The 12,207-nt window shown below is 67.2% G+C and carries 11 protein-coding genes; all 11 read right to left on the reverse strand.

From position 1 onward, the window contains the following. Positions 1–82: 82 nt before the first annotated feature. Positions 83–847, reverse strand: coding sequence for a carbohydrate ABC transporter permease (locus Q9235_RS07005; RefSeq protein ID WP_422678352.1), 765 nt, complete (start codon positions 845–847; stop codon positions 83–85). 110 nt (positions 848–957) lie between these two features. Then, positions 958–1,881 carry a carbohydrate ABC transporter permease gene (locus tag Q9235_RS07010; RefSeq protein WP_306226094.1) on the reverse strand — a complete coding sequence of 308 codons (924 nt, stop codon included), beginning with the start codon at positions 1,879–1,881 and terminating at the stop codon, positions 958–960. 2 nt (positions 1,882–1,883) lie between these two features. Then, positions 1,884–3,071: an ABC transporter ATP-binding protein gene (locus Q9235_RS07015; protein ID WP_306226095.1), complete on the reverse strand. Its 1,188-nt coding sequence runs from the start codon at positions 3,069–3,071 to the stop codon at positions 1,884–1,886. Between the two features lie 80 nt (positions 3,072–3,151). Continuing rightward, complete coding sequence (locus Q9235_RS07020) at positions 3,152–3,973, reverse strand: metallophosphoesterase family protein (protein WP_306226096.1); 822 nt, start codon at positions 3,971–3,973, stop codon at positions 3,152–3,154. Positions 3,974–4,129: 156 nt separating this feature from the next. Beyond that, the gene (locus tag Q9235_RS07025; protein ID WP_306226097.1) at positions 4,130–4,858 is read right to left on the reverse strand and encodes an SDR family oxidoreductase; all 729 of its coding nucleotides are present in this window, start codon (positions 4,856–4,858) and stop codon (positions 4,130–4,132) included. Next, a complete protein-coding gene (locus Q9235_RS07030; RefSeq protein WP_306228147.1) occupies positions 4,855–6,510 on the reverse strand; it encodes an FGGY-family carbohydrate kinase in 1,656 nt (551 codons plus the stop codon). Before Q9235_RS07030 ends, Q9235_RS07025 begins: the two co-directional genes overlap by 4 nt. 1 nt (position 6,511) lies before the next feature. Then, entirely contained in the window at positions 6,512–7,951 is a 1,440-nt protein-coding gene (locus Q9235_RS07035) for an FAD-dependent oxidoreductase (protein ID WP_306226098.1), read from the reverse strand. 73 nt (positions 7,952–8,024) lie between these two features. Beyond that, positions 8,025–9,320, reverse strand: coding sequence for an ABC transporter substrate-binding protein (locus tag Q9235_RS07040; protein WP_306226099.1), 1,296 nt, complete (start codon positions 9,318–9,320; stop codon positions 8,025–8,027). A 25-nt stretch (positions 9,321–9,345) separates the two neighbouring features. Beyond that, a complete protein-coding gene (locus Q9235_RS07045; protein ID WP_306226100.1) occupies positions 9,346–10,179 on the reverse strand; it encodes a carbohydrate ABC transporter permease in 834 nt (277 codons plus the stop codon). Then, complete coding sequence (locus Q9235_RS07050) at positions 10,169–11,044, reverse strand: carbohydrate ABC transporter permease (protein ID WP_306226101.1); 876 nt, start codon at positions 11,042–11,044, stop codon at positions 10,169–10,171. Before Q9235_RS07050 ends, Q9235_RS07045 begins: the two co-directional genes overlap by 11 nt. A gap of 80 nt (positions 11,045–11,124) precedes the next feature. Beyond that, on the reverse strand, positions 11,125–12,204 hold the full coding sequence (locus Q9235_RS07055) for a LacI family DNA-binding transcriptional regulator (RefSeq protein ID WP_306226102.1): 1,080 nt from the start codon (positions 12,202–12,204) through the stop codon (positions 11,125–11,127). Positions 12,205–12,207 lie beyond the last annotated feature (3 nt).

Consider the following 12,207-nt stretch of genomic DNA (forward strand, 5'->3'; position numbering starts at 1 on the left):
CTCCTTGGCATGGACAGCGGGGCTGTCGGGTTGCAGTTGCTTCAGGCCTGAACTTTGGGCGGGGCGGGCGGCCGTGCGGCCGCTACTTCACCCCGGTCATGGTGATGCCGTCGATGAACCGGCGCCTCGCGACGAGGAAGGCGATGACGAGCGGCGCGGTCAGGATCGTCGCAGCGGCGGTCAATGCGCCGTAGTTCGATCCGGTCTCGGCATCGGCGAAGAACATCATGCCGAGCGGCGGCGGCGCGAGCCTGGCGTCGGAGATGACGATGAGCGGCCAGTAGAGGTCGTTCCAATGCGCCACGGCCGAGAACACCGAGAAAGCGGCGATGGCCGGCCAGGCGCTCGGCGTGACAATGCGCCAGACGATCTCGAACTCGCTCATGCCGTCGAGCCGGGCGGCGTTGATGATGTCGTCGGGAAAGCTGCGGAAGAACTGGCGGAACAGGAAGATGGCGAAGACCGAGAGGAAGAACGGCACCATCATCGAGAAATAGGTGTTGAGCAGGCCGAGTTGGGCGAGCGCGATATAGAGCGGCATCGCCGGCACCTGCACGGGAATGCATAGGCCGAGCAGCACCAGTACGAAGAGCGCGTTGCGGCCGGGAAAATCGAGCTTCGCCAGCGCATAGGCGCAGGGGATGGCGACGAGGAGCTGCACGATCAGGATGCCGCCGCAGAGGATGACGCCGTTCAGCGCGAAGCGCAGCAGCGGCGCCTTCTCCATGGCGAAGCCGTAGTTCTGCAGGCCGTAGAACTGCTTCGGCCAGAGCGAGATCTCGGCGTTGAAGATCTCGGCCGGGGGCTTGATCGAGGTCACCAGCATCCAGACGAAGGGCGCCAGCATGAAGATCGCGCCGGCGATCAGCACGCCATGGACCAGAGCCAGCGTCACGAAGCGGCGCAGCACCGAGTGGACGGGCGTGACCGTGGCGGCGGGGAGCGCGAGATCGGTCATCAGTAATGCACCTTCTTGTCGAGGGCGAAGGTCTGCACGGCCGAGAAGACGAGGATGAAGGCGAGGAAGATGAAGGTCAGCGCCGCGGCATAGCCGGTGCGGAAGTACTGAAAACCCTCGAGATAGATGTTGTAGAGCAGCACCTCGGTGGAGCCGACCGGCCCGCCGCGCGTCATCACCGCCACCGTGTCGAAGATCTTGAAGGCGGTGATCATCGTGGTGACCAGGACGAACATCGTCGTCGGCCCGAGCAGCGGCCAGGTGATGGTCAGGAAGCGGTCGATCCCGCTGGAGCAGCCGTCGATATCGGCGGCCTCGTAGAGATCGCGCGGGATCGCGGTCAGGCCGGCCAGGAACAGGATCATGTTGAAGCCGATGAGCTGCCAGATGCCGATCACGGCGAGCGTCGCCAGCGCGGTCGAGGGCTCGCTGAGGAAGGCGATCGGGCCGATACCCAGCCATTTCAGCAGGCCGTTGACCGGCCCGAGCGAAGGATGGAGCAGGAACTGCCAGACTGTCGCCATCGCGATCAGCGTCGAGGTCACCGGCAGGAAATAGACCACTTCGTAGAAGGAGCGCGTGCGCTTGCGCCGATGCACCAGCACGGCGATCAGCAACGCGCCGAACACGCCGCCGGGCACGACAATGGCGACGTAGAGCAGCGTGTTGACGAGCGAGCGCCGGATGATCGGATCGGCCAGCGCCTTCTGGAAATTGGCGAGCCCGACCCAGTCCATGTCGACGCCGCCGAACTCGTAATTGGTCAGGCTGAGCCAGAGCAGCACAGCGAGCGGCAGCAGGATCGTCAGCAGCAGCAGGACGAAGGCCGGCAGCGCGAAGCCGAGTCCCGTGATCCGCTCGATCCAGAGCCTGCGGCGCGTGGCGGGAGCAAAGTCAACTGATGATGCGAGGGCGAGGGTCATGCTCAGGCCCTCAGCGGCACGACGGAGCCGGTCGCGGCGCCGGGGCCGCGCGGCTCGATGCGCTCGCCATCGGCGGCGAAGACATGGGCGGCGGTCTCGTCGAAGCCGAGCGTGACCTCGGCGGCCTCGTTCACCCCGGCGGCTGCGGCGGGTGTCGCGCGCATCGTCACGCCCGCGGCATCGCGCCCGGCGAGATCGAAATGCAGGATGTACTCGGAGCCGAGATTCTCCTTGCGCCGCAGGCGTGCCGAGAACCAGGCCCGGCCGCTGCCGCCGGGCTCGCCCTGGATGAGCGAAAGCCCTTCCGAACGAATGCCCAGCGTCACCGCTTGTCCCTGCGCGAGGGGCACGGCGAGCGCCAACGGTCGGCCGAAGAGTTCGAGGCGTCCACCCTGCGCGACCGTCGCCGGCAGCAGGTTGATCGCCGGGCTGCCGATGAATTGCGCGACCTTCAGCGAGGCGGGCTTCTCGTAGAGCTGCGAGGGCGTGCCGAGCTGCAGCACGGACCCGGAATCCATCATCGCGACGCGGTCCGACATCGTCATCGCCTCGACCTGGTCGTGCGTGACATAGATGAAGGTCGCGCCGAGGCGCTTGTGCAGCTCGGCCAGCTCCGTGCGCATATGGACGCGCAGCTTGGCGTCGAGATTCGAGAGCGGTTCGTCCATCAGGAAGACGTCCGGGTTGCGCACCATGGCTCGCCCGAGCGCGACGCGCTGGCGCTGCCCACCCGAGAGCTGGGCCGGTTTGCGCGCCAGCAGATGGTCGAGCTGGAGCTGCGCCGCGACGGCAGCGACATCGGCCTCGATGCCTCGCATCACCGTCCTGCGCTGGGCGGAAAGCTGCCGCAGCAGCGGCAGGCGCTGCCAGAGCTTGAGCCGCGACATCGTCAGCGGCAGGGCGATGTTCGCGCCGACGCTCATATGCGGATAGAGCGCATAGGACTGGAAGACCATGGCGACGCGGCGCTCATGCGGGCGCAGATGGTCGACGCCGCTGCCGCCGATCGCGACACTGCCGCCATCCTGATGCTCCAGGCCGGCAATGATCCGGATCAGCGTCGATTTCCCGCAGCCGGACGGGCCGACCAGCGTCAGGAACTCGCCATCGGCGATATCGAGATCGACGCCGCCCAGCACCTTCGTCGGTCCGAAGGATTTGGCGATCGAGGAGAGTGTGACCTTGGCCATGGCTTCGCCTTTCTGCGGCCCTGCGGGCTCATCGTTGGGCGTGTTTCGGCCCGGCGCCCGCTGGCGGCCGGGAAGGCGTTTCAGGCGGCGTGCGGCGGGTAGACCTCGTGGATCACGTCGTCGATCCAGAGCGTCTTCAGCGCGGGTATCTCGTGGATTTCGGCCGTGAATTCCCGTCCGTCGAAGGTGTAGGAGACGGCACCGAGCGTGGTCGTTCCGGCCATGCCCGGCTGCAATTCGGGGCCGACGACGAAACCGGAGGAGGGCCCCCAGATATAGCGCGTGCCGGCGATCGTGAAGTCATGCGCGCGGTGCAGGTGGCCGCTGGCGACGAAGGCGACCTCGTGGCGGCTGATGAGATCGAGCAGATGCGCGCGGGGCCGCGGCGGCACGCTCCAGTAGCCCATGTCGCCCTCGTCGGGCGCCTGGACGAAAAGCGGGCGGTGCAGGAACCAGCCGAGGCGGCGGCGCTGCGCCTCCGCGATCTGCTGGTCGAGCCAGGCGAGCTGGCGCTTTTCCTCGGCCTCGTCGCTGCCGAAGAGCATCGAATTGAGGCCGATCAAGCGCCAGTCCTCGAGGTCATGGACCCAGAAGTCTTCGCCGAGATGCTGGCGCCAGCGCACGAGGCGGGCATCGTTCACCGGCTGGTGCGGATGATAGGCTTCGCCGACATCGTGATTGCCGGGGATGCTGAGCACGGGCCTGCCCAGCGCGTCGAGCAAAGTCCGGCAATGGCGCATGTCCTCGTCGATATCCGCACCATCGACCGTGACGTCGCCGGTATGGATGACGAGGTCCGGCGCCTGTGCGCGGAGCCACTCGGTCAGCGGAGCCCAATTGTCGGCGAAATGCCGCTTGGTCGGACTCAGATGCGTGTCGGAAATCTGCACGATACGCTGCATGTCCCCTCCGGAATTCGCCACTTCTTCGGGCGACCGTCTCATCCCGGAGCGAGCGCCGGGCAGCGGCTTTGCCTTGGACCATACAAATGAATGTTTGATGACACAATTGTATTTTAAGCGTTCTTTCACCTCGCTGCGGTCGAAAACTGTTGCCGGCTAGAGATCCGTACTCTGCGGCAGGATCACGAGGTCGCGGATCGTGACATTGCGCGGGCGGGTCAGCATGAAATGCACGGCCTCCGCCACCTCTTCCGCCTCGATCAGGCCGCCGCGAGCGCGCTCGGCGTCGAGCTTCTCCTTTGGCCAGTCGGCAATCAGGGCGGTCACCACCGGGCCGGGCAGCACGGCACCGACGCGCAGGCCATGCGGGATGACCTGCCGGCGCAAGGTGTGGACGAAGGCCTGAACCGCATGTTTCGAGGCGGTGTAGACCGGCTCCCAGACCACCGGGACGATGCCGGCGACCGAGCTGGTGACGAGGATGTCCCCGGTCTTGCGCGCGATCATATGCGGCAGCACGGCATGGATGCTGCGGAAGACCGCGTTGACGTTGAGGTTGAGCATGCGGTCCCAGGCATCGGGATCGCCTTCGCTCACCGGCCCGCCGACATAAGAGCCGGCATTGGCATGGAAGATCTCGAGCGGGCCGGCCTTGTCGAGGATCGCCGGCAGCATGCCGGCGACGGAGACGGGATCGGTGAGGTCGACGACGAGCGGGATGGCCGCACCACCGAGCGGTTCGCAGGCCTTCGCGAGCGCTTCGCCGTCGCGATCGACCAGGACGACGCGCGCGCCGGCTGCGAGCAGGCGCTTCGCGCAGGCGAGGCCGATTCCCGAGGCCGCGCCGGTGATCGCGGCGGTCTTTCCGGTCAGGTCCTGGGTCACGTCGAGGTCTCCGATAGAGCGTGATGGCGCGGGGGGCGCATGAGCGCACGAGCCGTGCGGGCCGCGGCTTGCAATGTCTCGAAGGCAGCAAGGCGATTTGCGTGCAACTCGGCGATCTCGCCACCGGCCGGAGTGAAGACGGCGGCGCCGGGCGCCATCTCGGTCATGGCCTCGCCGAGGCCGGGGAAGGCTTTCGCGGCCGTCGCCCCGAGCATGGCCGAGCCGAGCAGAACCGGGTCGACATCGTCGGGGGCGAGCAACGGCAATCCCGAGCAGTCCGCCAGCAATTGCCGGATCAGGGGATGGCGCCCGGCGCCGCCGCTGAGCACGATCGCGTCGATCGTGGCGCCCTTCGCTCGGCTGGCCTCGATGATCTGGCGCAGGCCGTAGCCGATACCGGTCAGGCCCGCGACATAGAGCGCGGCGAGATGGTCGAGATCGCGCTCCATGCCGAGCCCCGCGATCACGGCGCGCGCCTGCGGATCGGCATGGGGCGAGCGGTTGCCGAGGAAATCCGGCACGACGATGATCTCGCCGGCGAGGCGGGCCGCTTCCGACGGCGTGGCGACATGCCGGGCTGCCTGTGTCGCGAGCCAGTTCGGCAATGACAGCCCTTCGGCTTCGGCAAGGCGCTGCGCCTCGGGCGCCGCCGGGTGGAAGCCGATAAGCTGCTCGATGGCGGCACCGGCACCGGATTGCCCGCCCTCGCTGAGCCAGAGACCGGGCGCCATCGCCGAGAAATACGGGCCCCAGATGCCGGGAATGAAGACCGGTTCGGCACTGCTCGCCATGGTGCAGGCCGAGGTGCCGAAGACATAGGCCATGCGGGTCAGCGCCGAGCCGTGCGGGGAGCGCACGCCGACCGAGCCGACACCGCCGGCATGGGCATCGATCAATCCGGCGGCGACGCACGTGCCGGGCTTCAGGCCAAGCTCGGCCGCCGCCTGCTCAGTGAGACCACCGCCGAGGGCCGTACCGCCCGGAACGATCTCGGTGCCGATGCGGTCGAAATTGCCATCGGCGAGATCGTCGAGGCCGATCTGGCGAAAATAGCTCGCGTCCCAGCGCGCTTCATGGGCGAGATAGGTCCATTTGCAGGTGACCGTGCAGGTCGAGCGCGCGAGCGAGCCGGTCGCGCGCCAGGTCAGGAAATCCGGCAGATCGAAGAATTGCCAGGCCGCGTCATAGGTCGCCGGCAGGTTCTCCTTGAGCCAGAGCAGCTTCGGCGTCTCCATCTCCGGCGAGATCGTGTCGCCGACATAGGCGAGGACCGGATGCCTGGTCGCGTTGATGCGCTCCGTCTGGTCGAGCGCGCGATGGTCCATCCAGACGATGATGTCGCGGGTGGCGTCGCCATGCGGCCCGACGGGGACGGGTTTCCCGCCGGGGCCGAGCACGACCAGCGAGCAGGTCGCGTCGAAGCCGAGACCGGCGATGTCGTCCGGCCTGAGCTCAGCCTGATCCATCGCCTCTCGGACGCTGACACAGACCGCATGCCAGATATTCGCGCTCGACTGCTCGGCGATGTCAGGCCCGTCGCGCCAGAGCGCGATATCGCGCTTCGCCGTCGCGAGCATGCGCCCGGCCTTGTCGAAGATGCCGGCCCGGGCGCTGCCGGTGCCGACATCGATGCCGATGAAATGGCCGGCCATGTCAGGCGGCAGCACGGTTCGGCGGCCCGGCGCGGGTGCCGTCCGGGTTGCGCAGGTAGACGCCGCGCTCGAGCTGCTGGCGGCGCAGTTCGCCCACATCGATATCGGCCGGCGGGCGGTTGCCGCGCACCGAGATCTTGGCGGCGCGGCCGGCGGCTTCGCCCATCGCCATGCAGGTCGCCATCACGCGGATCGCGCCCATCGCCTCATGGGTCGCGGAGATGCTGCGCCCGGCGACGAGCAGGTTGCCGATCTTCTGCGGCACCAGCGAGCGATAGGGGATGTCGTAGCAGTCGCCGCACCAGATCAGCGTGCAGCCATCGTCGGAAGGGCGGTGGATGTCGATCGGATAGCTCGCCACCGCGATCGCGTCGTCGAAATGCGTGCAGGCCAGCACGTCCTCCTGCGTCATCACATATTGGCCGCGGATGCGACGCGTCTCGCGGATGCCGAGGAAGGGCGCGGTCTTGGTGAAATAGGCGTTCTCGAAGCCCGGCACGTAATTGACGAGATAGGTGACGATGTCGTCGATCTGGGCGCGGCCCTCGATCTCGCCCTTGGTCAGACTGCGGGCATCGGTCCCGTCCGTGCCCTTGACGCGGGTCATGTTGATCCAGACCTCGCCCTTCTTCAGGCCGGTGATGATGATGGTGCGCTCGTTCGGGATCTGCAGGCCGCGCTCGGCCTTGGCCTTGGCCATCAATTCGCGCATTCCGACGACGATGAACTGGTGGTTCTGGCCGAAATACTCGGCCGGAATGAAGTCGGTGAGATAGGTCCGCGCCGCAGGCGGGGCATTGGCGATGGAAAGGCGCAGCGCATCGGTGTCGACGCCGGCGAGGCAGAACATCAGCGTCGGCGGCTGCATGCCGCCATGCTCGTTGCCCTTCTCGGTCGGCACGCCGGCGCTGTAGGCGACGTCCGCGTCGCCGCTGCAATCGATCACGACCTTGGCAAGGATGGCGGTGCGGCCGCTCTTGCTCTCGGTGATGACGCCGCGGATCGTGTCGTTCTCGACCAAGGCGCCGGCGAAGAAGGTGTAGAACAGCACGTCGACGCCGGCTTCCGTCAGCATCTCCAGCGCGACCGTCTTCACCGCCTCGGGCTCGACCAGCGTGATGCCCATGTGGAGCGGGCAGGGCCGGTGCTCGCTCGCGCCCTGGCGCTCGCGGCGCAGGCGCTCGATGAATTTCTGCGGCAGGCCTTCGATGATCTGGTTGCCCTTCTGGCCGAGGAAGCCGAGCACCGGCAGGCCGATCGTCATATTGCCGCCGACGAAGCTGCGGCTCTCGATCAGCCCGACGCGCAGGCCATCCTCGGCGGCGGCGAGCGCAGCGGTGAGGCCGGATGGGCCGCCGCCGACGACGAGCACGTCATATTCGGCGGAGACGGGGATGGAGCGGGCCGGCTCCTCGATGAAGCGGGTCGCGGCGGTCGACATGGCGGAGATCCTTCAGGTGCAACGAATGGAGCGAGCGCCTGCGCGGCCGGGTGCCCGCAGGTCGAAAGAGTGATCAGGCCGGCATCATTGGTTTGACGCGCTCGATGATCGCGGAGACCGCGTCCTTGACCGGCTTGCGGCCGATCACGGCGAGCTGAACCTCCTCGAGGAAGGTCGCCTGGGCGCGGGCGGCTTCGGGGAAGGGCGGGAAGGCGCCCCGCGCCGTCGCCAATACCTTGGCCTCGACGGCGGCGAGCGGGTTCTTCGCTTTGAGCCCTTCATCGGCATAGGAGGAGACGCGGACCGGGCCGTTGCCGTTGATCGCCATGCCGAGCGTCACGCGCTTGCTGGAGACCTCCTTGATGAAGCTCCAGGCCATTGCCTTGTCCTTGGCGTTCTTGGGGATCGACATCGCCCAGGCCTCGACGACGGAAGCCATCGGCATCTTGCCCTCGATCGCCTTTGAGCCGGGGAAGGGCACGGCCTTGATCTTGCCGGGGAACTTGCTCTGCTCGGCATTGTTGAGCTGCGCGCCCCGCGCGAAGGGCAGAACGGTGAAGGCGGCACGGCCCTGCTGCAGCCATGTCACCTGGTCGTCGTTCTTGGTCGTGGCGTAGCTGCGGGGCAGGCTGCCGGCCTCGAACATGCCACGCAGTGCGCTGAGCCCTTGCTCCAGCGCCTCGCGGTTCGGCACGAGCTTGAGATCGGGGCTGATGAAGTCGCCGCCATAGGCGCGGGCGAACATCACCGGGAAGACGGCGAGGTCGCTCGCCAGCACCATACCGGTCACCGGCGTGCCGGCCTTGGAGGTGAAAGTCGTCTTCTTCGCCTGCTCGATCAGCTCTTCCAGCGTCGCCGGCGGGGCGGAGATGCCGGCCTCCTCCAGCAGCGCCTCGTTGTAGAACAGGCCTTGCGTCGCGTGGCGCACGGGAATTCCGATCAGCTTGCCGTCGACCGTCATGCCCTGGACGAGGCCCGGCGCGATATCGCCGAAATCTTCGATCGCGTCCTTATCCTGATACGGGCCGAGCGGCTCGAACAAGGCGGCGATCTGCGAGGTTGGACGATTGTCGATGAGATAGCCGACGCCGTACTCGGTTTCCTTCAGGCTGGCTTCGCGGAAGAGCCGGTCTTGCAACGGGTTAGAGTCGAAGGTGGTGAAGGCGATCTCGGCGTCGTTGGCCTTGCGCCAGCCCGCCATCAGGTCGCCGTCGCCGCTGCCGAGCACGGTCTGGTGGACCTTGTGACTGAGCACGTTCAGCGTCTTGCCGGCGGCGCGCGCTGTGCCAACGGTGAAGGCGGCGGCGACACCGGCGGAGCCGGCGATGAAGGCACGGCGGGTAAGCTTGGTCTTAGGCTTGTTCGGCATGTTCTTCCTCCCTCTTTTTGGTTGGCTATCCCTTCGTCGAACCGGCGGTGAGGCCGGCCACGAGGTAGCGGTTCATGAAGACGACGAAGAGAAGGACGGGCACGAGCTGCACCGTCGCGGCGGCGAAGAGGATCCCCCAGTCGACCCCGTCGATGGAGCCGATCATCTCGGAGATCACGAGCGGGGCGGTTTTCGCCTTGGTCGCGGTGAAGATGAAGGCGAAGAGGAACTCGTTCCAGGAGAAGACGATCACGAAGACCGAGACCGCGAGCACGCCGGGCATCGCCAGCGGCGCGATGACCTTGCGCAGGATGGTCATGCGGCTTGCGCCATCCATCGCGGCGGCTTCGTCGAGCTCGCGCGGGATCTGGTCCATGAAGGTGCGCATGAGCACGGTGCCGAGCGAGACGAAGAAGGTCGCGTAGAGCAGGATCAGCACGAGATGCGTATCGCTGAGCCCGAGCCAGTTCACGATCGGGAAAAGCGGCAGGGTCACCACGATCGGCGGGATCAGGCGGACGATGATGAGCCCGAGCAGGCTTGCGCCGAGCCAACGCCCGGAATTGCGCGAATAGACATAGCCGGCGCAGGCGCTGGCGACGATGGCGAGCAGGGTCGCGCCGACCGTGATCAGCAGGCTGTTGAGCAGCCCCTCGAAGAACACGCCCCACGAGCGCCAGAGCGCGGCGTAGTGCTTGAAGGTCGGGGTGAACAGCCATTTCGGCGGCATCGCGAAGATGTCCTGGCCGGGCTTCAGCGAGGACATCGCGATGAACAGGATCGGGAACAGCGACCAGAACAGGATCGCCGCGACGGCGAGCGCCTTGCCCAGCCCGATCAGAAGCCGCTCAGTGCGCATGAGAGACGCCTCCACGCCTGAGCAGGAAGACATAGGCGCCTGCCAGCAGCAGCGAGGCCAGCACCATGATCCAGGCGGTCGCCGCGGCCGGGCCGAAGGCGTTGAAGCTGAAGGCCTCCTGATAGAGGTAGATCGCCACCACCTCGGTCGAGCGCGCCGGGCCGCCTTTGGTCAGGAGCCAGGCCTCCGAGAACAGGCGGAAGGCGAAGATGTAGCGGAACAGCAGCGCGATCAGCATGGCTGGCGCAAGCAGCGGCAGCGTCACCTGCCGGAAAGCCTGCCAGCGCGTCGCGCCGTCGATCCGGGAGGCTTCGTAGAGCTCGGCGGGAATGGCGAGGCGGGCCGCATAGACGATGACGAAGGTGAAGGGCAGGTGCAGCCAGATCGTCAAAAGGCCGATCAGGACCATCGCGTGCGACGGCTCGAAGGACCAGTCGAGCGTCGGCAGGCCGAGCGTGCGCAGCGTCAGTGTGATCGGCCCCGCATCGGGATCGAACAGGAAGCGCCACATCACCACGGCGGTGACCTCGCTGACCGCATAGGGCGCAAGCACCGCGACGAGCAGGAAACGACGGAAGGGCAGGCCGCTGGCGAAGAGCAGCGCCATGCCGAGCCCGACGGCGAGTTCCAGATGCACGGCCACCACGACGAGGACGACGGTGTTCCAGAGCGCGCTGTGGAAGGCCGGGTCGGAGAGGACACGCCAATAGTTCTGCAAGCCGACGAAGCTCGGCGCCTGGCCGAAGCTCGACGTGTTCAGGCTCAGCCAGACGACATAGAGCGACGGCAGCACGATCACGCTCAGGATGAGCAGGTGTACCGGCGCAAGCAGCGGCAAGAGTCGTGCCGTTCGTTGAAGCTGCACGCGTTTCCTCCAGGGCTTTTTTGCTCCGGACTCTGTCGGCCCGGTGGCTCGGACGCTTGGGCGTCCGTCGTCGGTCTCCGTCAATGCACCGCCTTGGCGGAGCCGTTAGGCCTCTCCGGATTCGGAAGCGGATCAGGATCGCGGTTGACGCCGTGTTCAGCCGTGGCGGCGAGATCGCGGACGGAATCGCGTGCCTGCAGGCTGGTTTGCAGCACGGAATGCGTCGGCGGTGCCTGGTCGCCGGCCATGCGGGCGCGCAGGCGCGTCCAGGCGGCTTCCGCGATCTCGGCGATCGGCTGGCGGATCGCGGTCAGGCCGGTCTTGCGGGCGCTCATCCAGGGATAATCGTCGAAGCCGACGACCGAGACCGGATCGGGAATATCCATCCGCATCCGGGCGAGCGCCGAGAGCGTGCTGAGCGTCGTGACGTTGGTGAGCGCGATCACGGCGCTCGGCTGCGCATGCCGTTCGAGCCAGTGCAGGAAAGCCGCGGCGCCGCGATCGGCATTGGAGCCGAGCTCGATCACGGTCGGTTCGCGGTCGAGCGTACTGCGGATCAGCTCGCAGGCGCCGCGGACGCGCTCGCGGATCGGCGAGATCGCGAGGCTGGAGGCTGCGACCAGGATGTCGCGATGGCCCTTGGCGAGGAGGTGGCGGGCCGCAATCTCGCCGGCTTCGCGGTTGTCGATGGCGACGGTGTCGACGACCGAGCCCTCGGGCGGCACGCGGTCGGCGAAGACGATGGGCAGGCGACCGATCTCGTTGCGCAAGGCGTCCGGAACCGCATCGGAGCAGGGCACGGCGATCAGCCCGGACGGGCGCCAGGCGAGCAAGGTCCGCAGCCGCGACTGCTCCAGTCCGAGATCGTCACGGGAACTGGCGACGAGGATGTCGTAGCCGTCCTTCTGCGCGAGCACCTCGAGCTGCGAGACCAGCGAAGTGAAGAAGACGTCGTCGAGATCGGGCACGAGGACGCCGACGACGCGGGCCTGGCCCGAGCGCAGTTGCGAGGCGGCGCGGTCGACCTGATAGGCCAGCTCGTCGGCGGCCTTCAGCACGCGCGCGCGGAGGTCGGCATTGACCGGCTTGTTGCCGCTGAAAACGTTCGACACGGTCGCGATCGACACGCCGGCGCGCGCCGCCACATCCCGGATCGTCACGCG

The sequence above is a fragment of the Bosea beijingensis genome, from assembly GCF_030758975.1.
GTDB lineage: Bacteria > Pseudomonadota > Alphaproteobacteria > Rhizobiales > Beijerinckiaceae > Allobosea > Allobosea beijingensis.